This window comes from Streptomyces sp. PA03-1a, from assembly GCF_033792805.1.
Taxonomy (GTDB): domain Bacteria; phylum Actinomycetota; class Actinomycetes; order Streptomycetales; family Streptomycetaceae; genus Actinacidiphila.
The window spans coordinates 1-20,075 of record NZ_JARAVO010000184.1 but is presented as its reverse complement, the minus strand read 5'-3'; the positions used below and the strand labels follow the sequence as shown (position 1 = coordinate 20,075).

At 76.6% G+C, this 20,075-nt stretch carries 11 protein-coding genes; 6 read left to right on the top strand and 5 right to left on the bottom strand.

Translation table 11 applies throughout. The annotated features are described in order from the left end of the window. Positions 1–314 (top strand): hypothetical protein (locus PV341_RS32445; protein WP_500359709.1); only part of this gene is annotated, 314 nt, incomplete at its 5' end. A gap of 34 nt (positions 315–348) precedes the next feature. Here PV341_RS32445 and PV341_RS32440 read toward each other — a convergent pair. Genes PV341_RS32440 through PV341_RS32420 form a run of 5 tightly spaced genes read right to left on the bottom strand, consistent with a single transcriptional unit; the run spans position 349 to position 12,895 of the window. Then, entirely contained in the window at positions 349–2,130 is a 1,782-nt protein-coding gene (locus tag PV341_RS32440; protein ID WP_500323919.1) for a hypothetical protein, read from the bottom strand. After that, on the bottom strand, positions 2,127–5,894 hold the full coding sequence (locus tag PV341_RS32435; protein ID WP_500323918.1) for a vWA domain-containing protein: 3,768 nt from the start codon (positions 5,892–5,894) through the stop codon (positions 2,127–2,129). The genes PV341_RS32440 and PV341_RS32435 overlap by 4 nt, the downstream gene beginning before the upstream one ends. Before the next feature lie 4 nt (positions 5,895–5,898). Beyond that, complete coding sequence (locus tag PV341_RS32430; RefSeq protein WP_500323917.1) at positions 5,899–7,068, bottom strand: ATP-binding protein; 1,170 nt, start codon at positions 7,066–7,068, stop codon at positions 5,899–5,901. After that, a complete protein-coding gene (locus tag PV341_RS32425) occupies positions 7,065–12,044 on the bottom strand; it encodes a hypothetical protein (RefSeq protein ID WP_500359708.1) in 4,980 nt (1,659 codons plus the stop codon). Before PV341_RS32425 ends, PV341_RS32430 begins: the two co-directional genes overlap by 4 nt. Continuing rightward, positions 12,041–12,895, bottom strand: coding sequence for a DUF4132 domain-containing protein (locus PV341_RS32420; protein ID WP_500359707.1), 855 nt, complete (start codon positions 12,893–12,895; stop codon positions 12,041–12,043). Before PV341_RS32420 ends, PV341_RS32425 begins: the two co-directional genes overlap by 4 nt. A 173-nt stretch (positions 12,896–13,068) precedes the next feature. Between PV341_RS32420 and PV341_RS32415 the strand changes: the two genes are divergently transcribed. From PV341_RS32415 to PV341_RS32395, 5 genes are all read left to right on the top strand, one after another. Then, positions 13,069–13,791: a transporter substrate-binding domain-containing protein gene (locus PV341_RS32415; protein WP_500359706.1), complete on the top strand. Its 723-nt coding sequence runs from the start codon at positions 13,069–13,071 to the stop codon at positions 13,789–13,791. A 152-nt stretch (positions 13,792–13,943) separates the two neighbouring features. Further along, positions 13,944–15,473, top strand: coding sequence for a hypothetical protein (locus PV341_RS32410; protein WP_500359705.1), 1,530 nt, complete (start codon positions 13,944–13,946; stop codon positions 15,471–15,473). An 89-nt stretch (positions 15,474–15,562) separates the two neighbouring features. After that, positions 15,563–16,117, top strand: a complete 555-nt coding sequence (locus PV341_RS32405; RefSeq protein ID WP_500323912.1) for a P-loop nucleotide/nucleoside kinase family protein — start codon at positions 15,563–15,565, stop codon at positions 16,115–16,117. A 313-nt stretch (positions 16,118–16,430) separates the two neighbouring features. Further along, the gene (locus PV341_RS32400; protein ID WP_500359703.1) at positions 16,431–19,394 is read left to right on the top strand and encodes a glycoside hydrolase family 2 TIM barrel-domain containing protein; all 2,964 of its coding nucleotides are present in this window, start codon (positions 16,431–16,433) and stop codon (positions 19,392–19,394) included. After that, the coding region (locus PV341_RS32395) for an MFS transporter (protein WP_500359702.1) at positions 19,391–20,075 on the top strand (685 nt) is incomplete at its 3' end. The genes PV341_RS32400 and PV341_RS32395, both read left to right, overlap by 4 nt.

Below are 20,075 nucleotides of genomic sequence, written 5' to 3'. Positions count from 1 at the left end.
GGACGGTGGAGGAGCCGGGGTACAGCGTGCTGCTGACCGGGGCCGGGGACGCGGACCGGAAGCTGGACGTCGTCCGGGCGCTGCGGTCCGTGACGGGGCGGAGCGCCTGGCGGAGCAGGCAACTGCTGGATGCCGTGCCGCTCGTGGTCGTGGAGCAGACCCGGTGGAGGCGGCCGAGGACGCCGCGGCTGCTCGATGCGGCGCGCGCCGGTGCCCGGGTGCGCTGCACATGGAGCGGGTGCGTCTTCGCCCCCGGCACCGGGCCCGGCGACGAGCAGCCGTGCACACCTCCCGCATGGTCGGCGTCAGGCTGACCGCCGGCACACCGCTTCCTCCGCGGCTGAACCGCTACACCGGGCCGCCCGCCGCCCCGGCGGGCGACACCGCCGCGGCGGACGGATCAGCTGACGGATCCGCGCTCCAGGTGGCGGCGCACAGGGCGCGGGAGAGTTCGTCTGCGTAGACGGCGGCGGCGAGCCAGGCGAGGGCGAAGCGGTCGGTGTCGGCGGGCAGGAGGCGGCCGAAGGGGTCGCGGCCGCGGTCGGCCGCTGCGCGGTCGAGGTCTTGCAGGAGGTCCGCGGCGGTCGGAAGGGCGGCGCGGCGCAGGCGCCGGGCGTCGGAGGCGGAGTTCGTGGGGAGGGCGAGCACACGGCGGCCGCCGGAGGCGGCCTGGTGGACGCGGCGGAGCAGCAGGTGGACGGGGGCCTCGTCGGGAGCCGCGGACGGCGGGAGCGGGAGTGGGACCGGGGGTTGGACCGCGGGGAGGTCGGCGCGCTGCAGGCGGTCGAGGCCGGTGTCCACGCGGGCCTCGGGGTCGGCGGGATGACTGGTGGCCAGCAGCAGCGCGCGCGGGTGCGGGGCCGGGTCGAGCCGGGCGATGACGCGCAGAGGGGTGCCCGGCACGCCCGCGAGCAGCCGCAGGTTGTCGCGGTGGGGCAGCGCGGGATGGTCGAGCGCGGCGGCGAGCCGGAGCGTCAGGCCGTCGCATTCGGCGAGCAGGCAGGCGCCGCCGGCCTCGCGGACGGTGCCGATGAGGGTGACGTCGAGGAAGAGCAGGCCGTCTCCGGTGGTGAGGGCGCGCACGGCCTGTTCGGCGACGGGCACCCGCCACAGGCGGTCCAGAGGTTCGGCCGTCCAGGCGGCGCCGGGGGCCCGTACGGCGCGGACGGCGGCTCCCGCGCCGAGCCTGCCGGTAGGCGAGACCGTCGCTCCGGACACGGCGAGGCCCGCGCGGGACAGTTCGCGGTGGCTGAGGGCGGTGTCGCCGATGCGCACGGCCCGGTCGGCGGCGCCCGTGGCGCGGCCGGGGCCGCCGGGCGCGACGTCGGAGACGGTGTAGAGGCGGCCGTCGGCGTCCGCCGTCCAGGTGACGGCGCCCGCGTAGCCGCTCGCGGTGAGGACGGGCTCGGAGAACAGGCCGTACAGCCGCAGCGAGCCGTCCGGGGTGTACGGCTGTCGCGCGGTGCCGCGCACGGCGGCCAGTTCGGGACCGGTGGCGTACGGGACCCGGTGGGCGGTGCCGAGGAGTTCGCGCAGCGCGGCGACCAGGTCGGCGAGGCGGTGCCCGGGGTCGGCGGCGCGGGCGGCGCGCAGCCGGGTGACGACGGACACGGCCGCCGCGGCTGCGCGCGGCAGCCCGCTCAGCCGGGCCGAGTGCGCGGCCCGCAGCAGTTCAGCCTGGACGACGGCGCCGGAGCCGTCGATGCCCGCGTCGAGGACGGCGGCGCCCGCGGCGCGCAGGGCGTCGGCGGCGGCGTGTTGCTGCGGGGTGGCGTTCTCGGGCTCGGGCCCCGCCTCCCCGAGGGCCTGGGATGGGGCTCCTTCGGCGGTCGGCGCCGTTGCCTCGGCGACGGGTGCGGCCGAGGCGGCCGCGGCGCGGTGCAGGCAGTCGGGAGCGAGCAGGCAGCCGCAGCGCACGTCCTCCGCCCGGGTCACCGTGCCCCCGGGGGCGTGCAGTTCCAGGTCGGTGTCGTCGTCCACGGCGATCCGCACGGCGTCGCCGTCGACGACGACCGGGCGGGCCGCGAGCTTGGCCACGCCGGCGTCGAGGCGCTTGCGCAGCCGGGGCGGAAGCGCCCCGACGAGTTCCGCGGTCACGGCCGGTGCGACCGGGGGGAGTTGCTGGCTCATGTGATCTTCTCCCCTACCCAGCGGGCGAGTTCGAGGGGGCTGAGGGCGGCGACGGGCATGCCCGCGGCGACGAGTTGTCCGGCGACGCCCGTGGAGTAACGGGGGCGCCCGGCGTCGTCCAGGCTGGCGCAGCCCAGGACGTGACAGCCGGCGCCGACCAGGGCGCGGACCTCGGCCAGGAGGCCGCCGAGCGGATACCCCTCCTCGAAGTCGCTGACGACCACGACGAGGGTGCGCGAGGGCACGGTCACCAGTTCGCGGGCGTGCCGGAGCCCGGCGGCGATGTGGGTGCCCCCGCCGACGCTCACCTCCAGGAGGAGGGAGAGCGGGTCCGCCACGTGGTCGGTGAGGTCGATGACCTCGGTGGAGAACGCGAGGAAGTGCGTGGACAGGGTGGGCACCCCGGCCAGGACGGAGGCGGTGAGCGCGGCCCAGATCGTGGAGGCCTCCATGGACCCCGACACGTCCGTCACCAGGATCAGCCGCCAGTCCGCGGCCCGCTGGGCCCGGGCGCGGAACACCGGCCGCTCCGGGATCACCTGGACGGTGCCGTCGGGACCGCGGCGTGCGGTGGCCAGGTTGGCGCGCAGCGTACGGGCCAGGTCGAGGCCGCCCCCGGGGCGCCGGCTGGGGCGCGGGAGCGCGGTCCCGTGCAGCGCCGGGCGCAGCCGTGTGGCGAGTTGCCGGGTGAGGGCCTCGACCAGGCGCCGTACGAGGGGGCGCAGCGCGGCCAGCCGGGCCTCCGGCAGTCCGCCCGCGTGCCGCAGGACGGTGCGCAGCAGGTCCACGGAGGGGCGCACGCTGTCGGGGTCGAGTTCGGCCACCACGTCCTTGCGGCCGGACGCGGCGGCGGCCGCCAGCACCTCCTCGCGGATACCGGGCCCGAACAGCGCCGCCAGCTCCTCTGACCACTCGCGCACCCCGGGGTAGGGCGCCTCGCGGCCACCACGGCCACCGCCGGCTCTGCCGGCCCCGCCGTGCCCGCCGAGGTCGCCGCGGCTGCCCTCGCCCCGGCCGTTGCCGTACAGCTCGTCCAGCGCGGTGGCCAGGGCCCCGGCGGAAGGCGGCAGCCGGTCGCCTCGCCGGCCCAGCACGAGGCGCCACCGGTCGGCGGGCGCGAGGGTGCGGGCCGCGGCGGCGGGGGCTTCGCCCGGTGCGCCGGGGGCGGTGGCGGGCTGCTGCGTGCCCGGCGACGCCGCGTCGGCGGACCGTACGGGCGTGGTGCCTGCAGCACGGCCGGCGGACGAATCCGGGCCCGCGACCAAACCATCGTCGCGAACGGCCGCGTCGGGGGTGGTGGCACCGTGCGGTGCATCCGGCGACGCCGTGGCGGCGGGGCCTGCCGGGAACACCGTTGCCGCCGGGCCGGTGGGGCTCGAAGCGCTGTCGGCCGTTGGGGCCGCCTCGGGCGTCTCGTGCGAGAGCAGGCCGAGCCGGGACAGGGTCGCGCGGGCGGCGAGGTCGGCGCGGGTCCAGGTCGCGAGGGCGACGGGGTCGACGCCCGCGGTGTCGGCGATGTCGTCGGCGTCCAGGCGTTCCTCGACGGCCGCGAGGAGACGGTCGCGGGCGGCCGGGCTGAGGGTGTCGAAGCCGCCGCGCAGGGCCGGGAGCCGTGGCAGGAAGGCCTGGTCGGGCAGGTCGCGGACGCGGTCGAGCAGGGGTTCCAGGGCGGGGGCGGCCGCCTCGAGCAACGGGCCGGCCGCCGTCAGCAGCCCGGTCAGCCGGGCGGTGAGGGCGGCGCGGGAGTCGGGGTCGCCCGCGGCGTCGACCCAGGAGGCGACGCGGGCGCCGAGGGTCTCGGGCGCCTCGTGGCCGAGGAGGACCCGGACGGCACCTGCCGCCCCGCGCATCAGCGGGGAGCCGTCCGCGGCGAGCCGCGCGAGGGCGTCGGTGAGCCGGACGCCGCCCAGGAGGTCCGCGCGGTGGGCGAGTTCGAGCAGCGCGTGTGCGTCGGCGGGGTCCTCGGACCCGGTCAGGCCGTCGACCTGACGGACCGCCGCCGCGGTGAGCAGCTCGGCGACGGCGGTCGCGCGGGCGGTGCGGGCCTCGTCGGCGCCGAGGCCGGCGATGTGGCCGGCCCGGACGCGGTCCAGCAGGGCGAGTCCCGCGAGGAGTTCGGGGAGGGTGCCGGAGGCGGGGAGCACGTCGGCGGTCTCGGCGAGACGTTCCCCGGCGAGCCCGGGTAGCCCGCACTCCGCGGCCCGGGCCAGTCCGGCGAGGGTCTGCGCCGCGGTGGGGCCACCCTCGTCCGTCTCCTGGCGGCGGCGTTCGCGCAGCACGCCCTCGGCGGCCTGGGCGGCGGTGACGCCACGGACCCCGGCCGCGGTGAGCATGGCCGCGGTGGCGGGTGTCCAGCGGACCTCCCAGCGGGTGGTGAGGCCCTCGGTGCCGGCCGCGCCCGTGACGTCCTTCGGCTCGGCGTAGGGCACGCCGCACACCGACAGCCTGCGCAGCAGGAGTTCGCGGCGGCGGTCGAGCTCGGAGCGCAGCGGATCCAGGCGCAGGTCCCGCGCCTCGGCCGGGGCACCGGAGTCCGGACCGGGGGCGGGCAGGCCCAGTGCGGCCAGTTCCGCCTCGACGGCGGGGGCCAGGCCGCTGCGGGGCGCGTCCGGTGCGGGGCGTCCGCCGCGGGTGCCGACCAGCACCCGTTCCATGGCGCGCGCCACGGCCCGTCCGCGGCCGTACGGCTCGCCCTGGGCGAGCACGGTCTGCACCGCCTCCACGAGCTCCCCGCGGCCGGCCGCGGGCAGCCCGCGCAGCCGGGAGAGGTCACCGGCGAGCCGGCTGATCTCGCGCGCGTCGGCCGGGCCCGACGGGTGGCCCTGGGCGCGCAGTTCGGCGCAGATGCGGACGGCGGCGCGGGTGAGCGCCTCGTCGAGCGCGGCGGGGTCGCCGGCCGCCTCCAGCACCATGTGCTGCCACTCGGGGTCGCGGATGCCCGCCGGATAGCCGGAGCGTTCGTCCAGCAGCGGGTACGCGTAGGGGATCAGGGAGGTCGTCCAGGTCGTGCCGCCCCCGGGTGCCGGCGGTACGTCCGGGCCTTCCACGGGGGCGGTGCCCTCCGGCCACGCGTCGGCCGGGACCAGGGCGGACGCGTGGAAGGCACCGACGACGACGGCCGCGCGGCGGCCGTCCGCGGTGGCCTCGGCGATGCGGGCCCGCATCCACTGCTCGCGGCGCAGGTCGAGTACGGGGACCCCCGCGCCCTCGGCGGCGTCCCGGCGCAGCGCCCATCCCGTCAGGAGGGCGGCACGGCGCAGCGCTTCGGGCGGTGAGCCCGGGGCGGCGGCCTCGACGAGGCGGTCCCACAGGTCGTCGCCGGGGCGGCCGGTGAGGCGGGCGTGCAGGGCCCCCTGCAGCCCGGGACCGGAGTCGCCCGGCGCGGCCGTCGTGCGTCCGGCGTCCCAGGCGCGGTCGGCGAGCGGCAGGTCGCAGGCGACGACGGGAACGCCGCGCCGCGCCGCCCAGCGGACGGCGGCGAGTTCGGGCGAGAAGTCGGCGAAGGGGTAGAAGGCGGGACCGCCGCCCCCGTCGCCGGGGGCGGCGGCGAGGGCGACGGGGGCCCGGGTGTCCTCGTGCGCGAGCCAGGGCAGCCACTCCTGCATCTCGCCGGGGAGTTCGACGAGTAGCACGTCGGGCTTCGCCCCGTCGAGCAGGGCGGGCAGCGCGGCCGCCAGCGACGGGGCGTGGTGCCGTACGCCGACGAGGTAGGGCGCCGCCGGGTCGGTGAGGACCGTGACGGCCTCGTCCGGGGTGAGGGACACGGGCTCAGCCTTCCAGGACGGCGCGCAGCTCCCACAGGGTGCGCCAGGTCGGGGAGCCCTGCTCGGCGCGGCGCCGCACGGGGCCGTCCCAGTAGCCGAGCAGCCGGGCGGCGTCGGCCGGGTCGTCCTTGCGCACGACGCCGAGGAGGTGGCCGGGCAGCAGGCCGAGCACGTCCCGGTCACCGGGGAAGTACGCCGCGGCCAGGCCGAGCGCGCCGGCGACCGCGACGGCCTCCGCGGTGCTCATGACCGTGGAGGGCCGTTCGACCTCCCAGCCTTCGGCGGAACGGCCCTCGCGCAGGTCGCGGAAGGCGGTGACGAGGGCTTCCAGGACGGCGTCGTCGACCTCGTAGGGGGCACCGGCCCGTTCGACGGCGGCGCGGGACTGGCTGCGCACGAGCGCCGTCTCGGCGTCGAGGTCGCCGATGGGTCCGACGGTCTCGAAGTTGAAGCGCCGTTTGAGGGCGGCGGACATCTCGGAGACGCCCTTGTCGCGGAGGTTGGCGGTGGCGATCAGGTTGAAGCCGGGCGCCGCGTGCGCCAGGGCGTCGTCGCCGCCCGCGAGTTCGGGGACGGCGATGCGGCGTTCGGAGAGCAGGGAGACCAGGGAGTCCTGCACCTCGGGCAGGCAGCGGGTGACCTCCTCGACGCGGGCGATGGCGCCGCGCGACATGGCGGTGAGCACGGGTGAGGGGACGAGCGCCTGCCGGCTGGGGCCCTGGGCGAGCAGCAGGGCGTAGTTCCAGCCGTACTTGAGCTGGTCCTCGGTGGTGCCGGCGGTGCCCTGGACGACGAGCCCGCTGGTGCCGCAGATCGCGGCCGACAGCAGCTCGGAGAGCATCGACTTGGCGGTGCCGGGCTCGCCGACGAGGAGCAGGCCGCGTTCCCCGGCGAGGGTGACGACGCACCGCTCCACCAGGGCGCGGTCGCCGACGAACTTCCCCTCGACGACGAGGCGGCGCGGTACGCCCTCGGGGACCTCGGCGTCGTCGGGCAGGCGCAGGGCCTGGCCGTCGCTGCCCATCACGAAGGTGACGACGGCACGCGGGGTGAGCCGCCAGGCGGGCGGACGTGGTCCGCCGTCGTGGGCGGCGAGGAAGGCGAGTTCGGTGGCGTACCGGTCCTCGGGCGGGGTGATCTGCCGCGCGACGGGGACGGGGGCGGTGGTGGTCATCGGCGGCGGCCCTTCCGGGTGGCACGGGTGGTGAGTTCTTCGAAGCCGGGGGCGTCGCCGGCGCGGACGCGTTCCCAGGCGCGGGCGAACAGCTCGGGCACGGGCAGCAGCGGCACGACGCGGGCGTGGTCGCGGACCGGGTAGAGGCCTTCCTTCCAGGTCTCCACGGGAAGGGCGGGCGCCTTGAGGTCGCGCCAGCCGCAGGGCAGGAAGAGGGTGCGGCCGGCTCGGGGACGTTTGGCCTCGACGACGAGGCCGGTCGCGGCCAGCTCGGCGCGGGCCTTCTTCATCCGGGCGGGCTTCCAGTCCGTCCAGCGGGCGCAGTTGCGGTCCGTGGGGTCGGGCAGGGCGAGCAACTGGAGGTAGAGCGCGGCGGCGTCCTCGCCCAGGCCGTGGGCCGCGGCGACCTCGGCGACCAGGGCGGGCACGGAGACCGTGGGGTCCTGGGCGTGACCGGCGGGTGCGCCGGGCCCACCGCCCGCCGCGACGGCGCGGGCGAGGTCGTCGCCGAGCACGGCGCGCAGCGCCTGGATGCCGCCGCCCCGGAGGCCGACGAGGCCCTCGACGAGGCCGAGGACGGGGTCCTCGGAACCGGTCAGCCCGGCCGGGCGGACGAGCACCGTCTCGGTGTCGCCGTACCAGGGCCGGAGCACGAGCGCGTCGCCCGCGTGGGTCAGGCCGTGGGCGTCGGCGCCGCCGGCTGCGGGCAGCCCGTACGCCGTGCGGATCCGGACGGCGGTGGGGCCGCCCTTCTCCGTCCAGGCGATGTCGAGGTCGACCAGCAGCCCCGGGTCGGCGATCCGCCGCCGCAGCGCCGCCAGGCCCTCGGGGAGGGCGGCGCGCAGCGGATGCCCGCACGGCAGTCCGTAGGCGAGCCCGGCGAGCACGGCGACGGCACCGGTGATGTCGTGCCGGCCGGGCAGGGCCGAGGGGTCGGCGGGGACGAGGTTGCCGTCCTTGTCGGGGCGTTGCACGGTGGTGCGGCTCAGCCAGGGCGTCAGTGCGGGGTTGAGCACGGCCTCGGCGGACGCGGTGGTGACTCCGGCGAGTTCGGCGGCGACGTCCTCCGGCAGGCGGACGACGGAGCCGAGGCGCTGCCCCCACACGCGGCCGGCGGCGGCGGTGTCGGGGCCGCTGCCCCACAGGTCGGCGGGGTCGTCGGGCAGCAGGGCCCCGAGGACGGCCGCGTGGTCGTCCTCGGAGAGGGAGCTCAGCAGGCCCTCGCCGAGGCCCTTCTGGCGTGCTTTCAGGTCGATGCGGGCGAGGGCTTCGGCGTCCGGCTCCTGCGGCCGCCCGGCGATCAGCAGGGTCGCCTGGACGGGACCGAGGCCGCCGCGGGTCGCCGCCGCGAGCGCGGCAGGGGCGTCGGGGCGCCAGGGCGCGGGGCCCTTGTCGCGGATGAGGCGGCTGACGGCGGTGAGCCGCTCGGCGGGGAAGACCGGCGTACGGTCCGTCTCGTCCTCCAGGGTGAAGTGGGCGACGGTGCCGAACGCGCCGGTGGGATCGTGGTCGAGAGCGAGCCAGTGGACGCGGTCGCGGTCGCCGTCGACGCTCTGGCAGCCCAGGATCACGACGGTGCGCCCGTCCTTGCGCAGGACCTGGCCGGCGCGCCGCTGCTTCCCGTGCTTCTCCACGAGGACGATCTCGCGGAGTCCGCTCCCGGGCACCGCCAGCGGGCCCTCGGTGATCGCGTCGAAGAGCAGCAGGAGGGCCTCGCGTGCGGCCTGCGTGATGGCGGGCGACGCCGCCCGGTAGGCCAGCGGCCGCAGCGCGGACAGGGCGGGCAGCCACCCCAAGCCCATGCCGGGGACGGTGTGTTCGTCGCTGTGCCAGCCGTCGACCGGGTCACCCAGTTCCGCCCGGTCGGGCAGCGGCTTGCCCTCTGCCGCCTTGCCGGACAGGACGTGGTTGACCGCCCGGATCTGCTGCAGGGCACTCCACTGAGGGCTGCTGCTCCACCAGTGACCGCTCCGGCCCGCGATGCCGTCCAGGGCGGTGCGCAGCGTGCCGTCGTCACCGTGCGGCGGCTTGTGGTCGGCGAACATGCCCTGGGTGCGCGGGAGCGACTGCCGCGGCTTGTCGGTGGGCGGGGCGACGAAGGAGGCGACGGACTCGGCGTGGCGCAGCGTGCCCCGGACGAGGGCGGTGACGCCGATGATCAGCCGCTCGTCCGCGAGGGCCGGCAGGGCGGCGGCGACGGCGGCCCGCGCGACGGTCTCCGCGGACGGACCGGTGTACTTCTTCGTCCTGTTCACCTCGGCCTGATGCTCCGCCAGGGCGTGGGCGGCGGCGCGCAGCGTTTCGGCCGCCTGCTCGTCGGTGAGGGCGCGCAGCACCGCCGAGGCCCCCTCGTCGCGGGGGCGCAGGGCGTGCCAGTACGCGCGCGGCGGTACGTAGCGGGTGCCGGCGGCGAACTCGCCGCCCTGCTCGGTGAGCGTCACGCTGCCCAGCTCGTCGTCGCAGGTGACGTCGCCCGCCGCGTACAGCGACACCTTCTGGTGGGTGAGCGCGACGACGGGCTCGGCCCCGCCGGGCAGCCGCAGTGCGCCGAGCGGTACGCGGCGTGCCCACCCCTGCTTACGGGTGGGGAGGGCGACGGTACGGCCGTCCGGGGTGCCCGCGACGGTGCGGGACCCGCCGCCCTCGCCCTCGACGCGGACCCAGCGGCCGAGGACGGTGCCGTCGGTGCCGAAGGGGCTCCGCTCGAGCCCGGGTTGCAGCGGCAGGACCTCGCAGTCCTCCTGGCTGAGCCGTGCGCCGTCGAGGATGCCGGAGCGGAGGAAGGCGGGCAGCGAGGCACGCCCGTGGGTGCCGGAGGCCGGGTCGTACTCCATCCACACCTCGTGGCGGCCCTGCTTGCCCTGGCGCCAGAGCGCGGTGCCGTCGCCGAGGACGGGGCGGCCGGCCGGCAGCACGGTGTCTCCGGCGTGCAGGGTGCGGCCGCCGGTGGCGCGGCCGCCGCCGGGCAGCGGGATGGACGGGGCGGCGATGTGGCCGTGCCACCAGTGCGGGAGCTGTTCGCCGCCGAGGGTGAACACCTCGGCGGGCCGGGCGGACCAGTAGCCGAGCTGCTTGTCGTCCTGCCGCCACATGACGAGGAGTTCACCGTCGGCCCAGCGGAAGTGGGGGCGGTTCCAGCGGTCGAGTTCGACGGGGATGCGCAGGTCGTGGTCGAGCAGCACCTTGTCGGGCCCGACGACGACGGCCTTGTCCCCGCGGGCGAGGATCAGCGCGGGCCAGGCCTCGGCGACGGCCAGGGCGTGGTCCCTGTTCTTGGCGACCGCGGCGTCGAGCAGGCGCAGGCCCTCGTCGAGTGCGGGCCAGCCCAGTTCGTCGAGGATGCCCTCGCGCAGCGTCCGGCCGAGCAGCGGCGCGATCTCCTGCGCGGCGACCCGGGCCACGGCCTGCGGGTTGACCCGGGCCGCGACGGAACGGAACGGGCGCAGCCGGCTGATGGCGCTGCGGGCGGCGGGCAGGCCCGTGGCACGGGTGAACTGCGCGGCGGCCTCCTCCAGCCATGCGTGCAGGACGTCGCCGAGCACCGGGTGGCCTGCCAGGGCTTCCAGCACGCCGGCCAGTCCGCGGTCCTCGCCGAGGCTGCCGACGGCCTTGTGCAGCAGGCGGCGCAAGCGCGGGTCGGCACCGGTGGCGACGAGGTCGCGGCGGGCCGGGTCGGCGGTCTCCAGCCAGCGGTGGAGCGGCAGGTGCACGGTCACGTCCTCGGCGGGGACGGTCAGCGGCACACGCTCGGCGGCGCACAGGTCGAGCAGGTCGAGTTCGGCGCCGTGGTGCCAGCGGCCCGTGAAGAGGTCGACGGGCCTGCCGTCGGCCCGCAGCCGGGGCGCCATGCGGCTGACGAGGTCGAGGGTGGCCGCGGAGCGTTCGGGGGCGCTGGAGCCGTGCTTGCGGTGGCTCGCCCAGCGGCTGAGCCAGTCGGCCGCGTCGACGGCCCGCGAGGCCTCCCCCGCCTCGCCGGTGAGCAGGGTGTCGGCACCGGTCTCGACGAGCAGGGCGAGCCAGAACTCGTCGCCCTCGGCGTCGCGGCCGAGTCCGGCCGGCATGATCTCCAGCAGCCGTGCCCGGACGGCCGGTTCGCGCTCGGCGAGGACGGCCAGGGTGGCGCGGTAGGCGGTCCAGAAGGAACCGGGGGCACGGACGACGGCGGGCGAGGCGACGAGGTCGGCGACGAGGGCGCACTCCTCGGTGACCCGGTCGAGGCCCGCTGCCTTGATCAGGCTGCGGGCGTCCTGCGGCAGGGACGCGTACGGGGGCATCCCGGCGGCGCAGCGCTCCACCGTCAGCTGCCGGAACTGCCGCCAGGCCTCGGCGGGGTCCAGCCGCCGTGCGAGGTCCTTGACGTGCTCCTTGAGGGCCTTGACGGTGAGGGCGCCGGCGAAGGCGAACTCCAGGAAGACGGCGCGCTGGCGGTCCTCGTCGACGGTGAGGCCGTGGACGCGCTCGGCGGCACGGGCCTTGCCGAAGAAGGCGGCGGCGTACGTGGTGTTCTCGTGCTGGAGGAAGACGCGCGCCGCCTGCTCGTGGAAGGTGGGCAGGAAGTGCGGTACCGCGCGGCCCAGACGCTCGGCGAGCGCGTCGAAGCCGTCCTTGGCGGCGCCGGCGCGGGACTTGGCCATCCGGGCGAGCCGCTCGACGTCCTTGACCAGGGCGAGCGCGTGGTGGCCGTTGGCCGGGTCGTTGACCAGGGCCCAGGCGGGGAACCCGAGGGTCTCCCGACGGACCTGGCCGACCTCGGGGGCCTCGTCCTCGCGGGTCAGGCCGAGGAAGTCAAGGGCCAGGTCCTCGGCCTCACCGAGGGTGCCGGGCACGAGGCGGACGACGCGGCGGTCGTCCAGCACGGGGTGGGTGTAGGTGCGGACGGTGAGCGTGTCGGCGTCCTCGCGGGTGCTCGTGCCGGGCGGCAGCACGGCGCCCGCGTCGAGCAGCGCGGCCGTGGTGGTGGGGTCGTACGTGGTCATGCCGCCTGCTCCTCGTCCTCGATGTCGCGTCCCGCGTAGAGCGCGGCCGCCATGCGCATGCCTTCCGACCAGGCGACGGCGCCGACCCGGGCGAAGGTCAGGGTCTTCCCGGCGGTGTCGGTCCAGGACAGGGATCCGGTCTCGGTCTCGCTCCAGCCGTCGTAGTCGCCGATCCAGATGCGGGCCTCGACGGCGCGGCCGTCCTCCAGAACGGGGCAGACGCTGTGCCCGCCGCGCACGCGGTAGCCCAGCGAGGTGGCGCGGCCGTGCAGGAAGCGCAGCTCCTTGAAGGTGCCGCCCGCGTACTCCTCGACGAGCGTGCCCTCGGGGTCGAGCCCGGCGGGCCGCCGCCACACCTCGCGGAAGAGCTGCTGCGCCGTCTGCTCCACGCCCAGCTCGACGGCGAACTCCCGCAGCTCCTCCAGGTCGTCGAGGAGCACGGGGTGCGGGATGCGGACCATGTCCGGGGCGATGCGCACGGTGTCGCCGTCGAGGTCGACCAGGCCGAGTCCGCGCTCGGTGTCGGCGTCCCGCAGGAAGCCGGCGACCTGACCGTCCTCCCCGGTGACGACGAGGTCGCGCAGGGCCGCCCGCCACGCCGGGTCGGGCCACACGCGGCCGATCACGGCGAGGGGCACGGGCAGCGAACGCACCATCCAGCGCTCGACGTCGGCCAGGCACCGGCGTTCGTGCCGTTCCAGCCATTCGGCGAGCTGCCGCAGTCCCGTCACCGCCGGGTCGTCCGCCAGCTTGGCCGGCACCGACTTCAGCCGGCGGCCGGCCGCGTTGCGGCACACGACCTTCCCTTCGTGGAGGGCGACTTCGTAGTCGCCCGCCGTGACCCACCCCATGCGTGCCTCCCTGCAACGCCGTGATCAAGTGACCGGAACACTAGGCGAGGCCACCGACAACGCCCCCGTCACCTTGTTGACAAGGCGCCGGGCCGCAACCGGAACGAGGCGGAGGCGGACGTCGGCGGGGGCCGTGCCGGACCGCCGGCGAGGGCGGGCCTACACTCCGCACCATGAGCACCGTGACTGCCGCCGTCGTGAGGGACCTGGCGCCGACGGGCGTCCTGCGGGCGTCGATCAACCTGGGCAACCCGGTGCTGGCGCACGGCACCGCGCAGTCCCCCGGCGGAGTCACCGTCGACATCGCGCGCGAGGTGGGCGCCCGGCTGGACGTGCCGGTGGAACCGGTCTGCTTCGACGCGGCACGCAAGTCGTTCGAGGCCATGGCGTCGGGCCGGGCCGACATCTGCTTCCTCGCGGTCGAGCCCGCCCGGGAGGCGGAGGTCGCCTTCACCGCGCCGTACGTGGTGATCGAGGGGGTGTTCGCCGTGCCCCGCGACTCGCAGGTCGGCGCGGTGGACGAGGTGGACCGCGCGGGTGTCCGGATCGGCGTGAAGCGCGGTTCCGCCTACGACCTCTTCCTGTCGCGCACGCTGCGCCACGCCACCGTCGTCCGCGGCGACGAAGGCGTGGACGTCTTCCGCGCCGAGGGCCTGGAGGTCGCGGCCGGGATCGGGCAGCCGATGGCCGGATACGTCGCGCAGCACCCCGACCTCCGCCTCGTCGAGGGCGCGTTCATGCAGATCCGGCAGGCCGTCGGCACGACGGTGGACCGGCTGCCGGAGTCGGTCGCCTTCCTCCGCGAGGTCGTCGAGGAGCTGAAGGCGGACGGGTTCGTCGCCCGGGCCCTGCGCCGGGCCGGGCAGTCCTGCACGCTGGTCGCCCCGCCCGCCTGACCGATCCCCCCTCGGTGCGATCCGCCCCCATGCGTCGCACGACACCCCCCGCACGCACGGGAGTTGACGGTGTGACGATTCGCCATCCCCGCACGGGCTTGGTGATCTCCGGTTGCGGGGATCACCACAAGAGCACACAAGGGGGATGTGCCATGGGGACGGTCTTCGCCGCGCCCGCGGCCGCCGGGGACGGCGGCCCGTGGCCCCAGGGGTTCTGGGAGCAGTCCGGGGGCACCGCCGTGTGGGTGCTCGGCATCTTCGCGGTCGCCGTGTTCATCGGCCTGGTACGGCTGGGGTCGGGGCTGCTGCGCCGCCACCGCGGCAACCGACTGCTGCCCGTGGTGGTGTGCGAGGACCGCGGACTGCTCGGCGGCCACGGCAACGGCCACCGCGGCAACGGCGCCGGCCCGGGCGGCCCCGACCACGGCCACGAGTCCGCGGCCACGGCCGAACTGGCCGCGTACATCACGGAGCACATGGCCGCCGACGCGCTCGGCCCGAACGTCCTGACCCCCGGCAGCGGCACGACCATCGGGCCCGATCCGGCGCCGGAGACCGCCTCCTCCCCGCACGGCTGGGTGGACGTGATCAAGCGGCTCGCGTTCTTCCGTCCGCGGGCGTACCCCGTGATGCTGCACTGCCTGACGACGGGCGATCAGCCGACCCGCTTCTCGGTGCGGATCCTGTACGTGCCGAAGAACACGGTGGTGGCCGCGGCCATCATGCAGGGCCGCGCGCCGGAGCCCGGCGCGGCGGACGGCGGCAGGCGCGAGGCCGACCGGGAGCTGTACGAACGCGTCGCCTGCTACTGCACCGTCAAGATCCTCGCCGACCCGCGCATCGCCCGCGCCGAGGAGAGCCGCCACCCGGCGCACAGGGACGAGCGGGCGAGGCGCCGCGAACCCCGTTCACGGGAGCACCTGCGGCTGCTGCTCGGGCGGCTGTCGCGGCGCGCCATCCTGCGCCGGTACGCCCGCACCTGGCTCCCCGGCCGCCGCAACCTCGGCGAACGCCGCTACTGGCGGCAGTGGTGGGCCATGGAGCGGCCCCGTCCCGCCCTGCGCACCCGCCGCCGCTCCTTCCGCGCGGCGGTGCGGATCGCCAGCGCCGCCGAGGTGCTGCGCGAGAACGTCTCCCCCGGTCCGCGGGAGCTGCGGACGGCGTTCCGCGACGTGGCGAGGGAGGTCACCGGGGGCTGGGCGCGGTGGGGCCGGCTGTGGGGCGGGCCCGACTGGGGGCTGCGCCGTCTGCTCTACGCCGACCACCACACGGGCGCGGACCACACGGGTGGGGACGCCCACCGCCGGGCGGGCATCGCCGGTTCCGCGCCCAGGCACCGCGGTTCGAACCGGGCCGCCGCCGGATACCTCGTCAACTACAACGCCGCCTGCTTCCTCAGCCTGGCACTGGCGGCGCGGCCCCCCGTCGGCTCCGCAGCCTGGACGGACGACGAATGGCGCGAGGACTGTGCGCGGGCGGCCGTCGTCCAGCTCAACACCAGTCTCCGGGTCACCCGCAGCCAGTTCTCGGCGGCCTGGGCAGAACGCGACACGGACCTGCGCCCGCTGTTCACGGGCCGTCTGGGCGGCGGACCGGTGGCGGGCTGGAGCGAGATCGGACGCAACTGGGCCCGGTTCACGGGCATCGACGTCACGGAGGATCCGGCCGGCGCCCACTCGTGAGGCACCGCCCGCCCACGAGGCACCCCGTGGCGCGCGGGCGGCGGGGCGGCGTACTCCACCGCCGCCCGCGGCGTCGTTAAGGTCGCGGCATGTTAGCTGTGTTGGTCAACGGACTGCCCGGAGCGGGGAAGACGACCCTCGCCCGGATGCTCGCCCGCGAACTGGAGCTCCCGCTGTTCAGCAAGGACTCCGTGAAGGAGACCCTGGCCGACGCGCTGGCCGCACTGCGCCCGGCGCAGGGCGGCGGGCGGGAGTGGAGCCGCTGCCTCGGGGCCGCGGCGGGCGAGACGTTGTGGACGCTGCTGGCCGACGCACCGGTCGGGGCGGTGCTGGAGAGCCCGTGGCTGGCGCACATGCGTCCCGTGGTGGCCGCGGGCCTGACGCGGGCGGGCGCGTCCGAGGTGCACGAGGTGTGGTGCGCCGTGCCGCCCGACACCGCGCGCCGCAGGTTCCGGGAGCGGGCGCCCGCGCGGCACCCGGTGCACACCGAGGGCGCGCGCTTCCCGGAGGAGGAGTGGCGGTTCTGGACCGAGATGGCCGAGCCGCTGGGCCTGGGCAGCGTGCACCGGGTGGACACCTCGCGCCCGGTGGACGTCGCGGCGCTGGCCCGCCGGATCGCGGGCGGCCCGTCCCCGGCGCCGTGACGTCCGGCGGGGGTGTGCGTGAAGCGCTTGTCCGGCTCCCGCCCGGCGCCTAGCGTGTGTTCCCGTCGGCGGCGGCACGGGAGGGGGACCCGGGGGTGGAGCGGACGTCGCGTGCCCTCCGCGCGGCCGCCCGCGCCGGGCCGCGCGGGCCCGGCAACGCCCGCGCGACAACCGCGGGCGGCGGGTCGCCGTCCCCACCGCGCGCCCTTCCGCCACCTACCTCCGGGGAGCGCCGCGCCGACCGCACCCGCGCGCACCGGCGGCACACCGCAGCGAACGGCAGACCGGCATCGAGGGCCGACCGAGGAGTCGTATGACCATGCCCGCGCACCCGTTCGGCTCCCCGGCCGCGCGGCCGGAACTCCCCTACTACGAGGACTTCTCCCCCGGCCACGGCGCCCTGCCGCCCCGGGCCTGGGTGCCCGCCTCCGACGCGGCCCGGCTGAACCTGGGCGGCATGTGGTGGTTCCGGCTCTCGCCGACCGCCGGGGCCGAGGACACCTCCTTCGCCCGGCCGGACTTCGACGCCTCGCGCTGGGACATCCTCGCCATCCCCGGCCACTGGGTGCTGGGCGGCCACGGCGCGCCCGCCTACACCAACGTCCGCTACCCCTTCCCCGTCGACCCGCCCCGGGTCCCCACCGAGAACCCGACCGGCGACCACCGGCACACCTTCGCGCTGCCGGACGACTGGCCCGCCGGCGGCGAGACCGTGCTGCGCTTCGAGGGCATCGAGTCCTGTGCCCGGATCTGGCTCAACGGCCGTGAGGTGGGGGTCTTCAAGGGGAGCAGGCTGCCCGCCGAGTACCCCGTCGGGCACCTGCTGCGGCCGAAGGGGAACGTGCTCGCGGTCCGCGTCCACCAGTGGTCCTCGGCCAGTTACCTGGAGGACCAGGACATGTGGTGGCTGCCCGGCGTCTTCCGGGACGTCACGCTGCTGCACCGGCCCGCCGGCTGTGTCGCCGACTTCTTCGTGCACGCCGCCTGGGACCACGCCACCGGCGAGGGCACCCTGCGCGTGGACGCGCCGTCCGGCGGCCGGGTCACCGTGCCGGAGCTGGGCGTCGACGTCGCGGCGGGCGAGCCGGTCACCGTGCCCGCCGAGCCGTGGAGCGCCGAGGTCCCGCGGCTGTACGAGGCCGTCCTCACCGGCCCGGGCGAGCGCGTCCCGTTCCGCGTCGGCTTCCGTACGGTCGCGGTCGAGGACGGGGTGCTGAAGGTCAACGGCCGCCGGATCCTGTTCCGCGGGGTCAACCGCCACGAGTTCCACCCCGAGCACGGCCGCGCGCTGGAGATCGCCACCATGCGCGAGGACCTGCTGCTGATGAGGCGTCACAACATCAACGCCGTGCGCACCAGCCACTACCCGCCGCACCCCGCCTTCCTCGACCTGTGCGACGAACTGGGCCTGTGGGTCGTCGACGAGTGCGACCTGGAGACCCACGGCTTCGCCGTGACCGGCTGGGAGGGCAACCCCGTCGACGACGACGACCGCTGGACCCCGGCGCTGCTGGACCGTGCCGCCCGCATGGTCGAGCGCGACAAGAACCACCCCAGCGTGCTCGTCTGGTCGCTGGGCAACGAGTGCGGCACCGGCCGCGGCCTGACCTCCATGGCGCGGTGGATCCGCGACCGGGACCCGGACCGGCCCCTCCACTACGAGGGCGATCCGACCTGTGCCGACACGGACCTGTACTCCCGCATGTACGCCGGGCACGCCGAGGTCGAGCGGATCGGCAGGCGTGAGGAGGCGCCGCTGGACGATCCCGCGCTCGACGCCAGACGGCGCGCGATGCCCTTCCTGCTGTGCGAGTACGCGCACGCCATGGGCAACGGACCGGGCGGACTGGGCGAGTACCAGCGGCTGTTCGAGACCCACGAGCGGCTGCAGGGCGGTTTCGTCTGGGAGTGGATCGACCACGGCATCGCACGCCGCACCCCCGACGGGAGGCGCTGGTTCGCCTACGGCGGCGACTTCGGCGAGGAGCTGCACGACGGCAACTTCGTCTGCGACGGGCTGCTCTTCCCGGACCGGACGCCCTCGCCCGGCCTGGTCGAGTACAAGAAGGTGATCGAGCCGGTGCGGATCGAGGGCGACCCGCTCGGGGGCACGGTCCGCATCACCAACCGCCATGACGTCGCGGATCTTTCGCACCTGCGCTTCACCTGGTCGTACGAGGCCGACGGGGTGGCCGTCGCCGAGGGTGACCTGGAGGTGCCGCCGCTGGCCGCGGGCGGCACGACGGAGCTGAAGCTGCCGGAGCCTGCGGCGGCGGAAACGTCCGGGGAGGCGTTCTGGCTGGTGCGGGCGGTCCTGGCGCGGGACACCCCGTGGGCGGCGGCCGGTCACGAGGTGGCGTGGGGCCAGTGGCCCGCCGCGGAACGCCCGGGCGGCCGGCGGACGGCCCCCGAACCCGGGCGCCCGCACCGCCCCCGGCACGCCGAGGGCGGTGTGGTGCTGCTGGGCCCGGGCACCTTCGACGCGGCCGGCGGCGAACTGCGGCTGCTCGACGGCTTCGCCCTCGCCGGCCCCCGGCTGGACGTGTGGCGGGCCCCGACGGACAACGACCTCGGCGCCCCCTGGCAGTCCGACCCGCGCTTCGGCCTGCTGTGGCGGGAGGCCGGACTGCACCGGATGCGGCACCGGGTGGACGGCGTCGAGGCCGAGGACGACGCGCTCACCGTCACCACGCGGGTCGCCCCCGCCGCCGCCTCCTTCGGGCTGCGCACGGTCTACCGGTGGACCGCCGACGGCGACCGGTTGCACCTGACGGTGGACGTGGCCCCCGAGGGGCGGTGGACACTGCCGCTGCCCCGGCTCGGCGTCCGCCTCGGGCTGTGCGGCACGCTGACCCGGGCCGAGTGGTACGGAGGCGGCCCCGGCGAGGCCTACCCCGACACGCGGGCCGCGTCCCGGATCGGGCTCCACACGGCGACGGTCGACGCGCTGCAGACCCCGTACGTCCGTCCGCAGGAGAACGGGGCGCGCGCCGACGTGCGCCGGGTGCGGCTGCGCCGGGAGGACGGGACGGGAGTGGCGATCGAGGGCGGCCCGCCCTTCTGGTTCACCGCCCGTCGCTGGACGGGCGAGGAACTGGACGCCGCCGCGCACACCTGCGACCTGGTGCCGGGGAACATCCTGTGGGTCAACCTCGACCACGCCCTGCACGGCATCGGCAGCCAGTCCTGCGGGCCCGGAGTGCTGCCCCGCTACCGGCTGGCGGCCGCCGAGGCCTCGTTCGGCTTCACCTTCACCACCCTCGCGGACGGCCGGTGACCGCCGTCCTGCGGGAGACCACGCCCGCGGCGCGGCCCTTCAGCCGGCCCGCGGTGGTGGCGTCCTGCGCCGGGTTCGTGCTCATCGGCGCCCTCCAGGCGCTGTACGGTCCCGCGCTGCCCGCCCTGCGGCAGGAGCACGGGCTGTCCCCGTCCATGGCCGGACTGGGGCTGAGCGCGCACTTCGTCGGCGGCGTCGCGGGGGTGCTCGTCTTCGACGCGGTGCGCGGCCGGATCGGCGACCGCAGGCTGCTGACGGTGGCGTACACGCTGATGGCGGCGGGCAGCGGGGCCTTCGCGCTCGCGCCGGACTGGCCGTTCGCGCTGGGCGCGGCGCTGCTGACGGGGCTCGGCTTCGGCGGCATCGACTACGGCCTCAACCAGCTGTTCGCGGTGGGTTTCGGGGACCGCGGCGCGGCGATGCTCAACGTCCTCAACGCCCACTTCGGGATCGGCGCGGTCGCCGGGCCCGCCCTGCTCGGCGCGCTGGGTCCGGACCGCTATGCGTCCGTGTTCGCCGGATGCGCCGTCCTCGCGGGCGCCCTCGCGCTGTGCACGCGCGGGGTGCGGACACAGCCTCCCGGGCCCGCGCCCGCCGCCCGGCCTGGGGCGCGGGGGCGGCTGGTCACGCCGGTGCTGCTGGGCTTCGTGGTGCTGTACGTCCTCCATGTGGGGGTGGAGG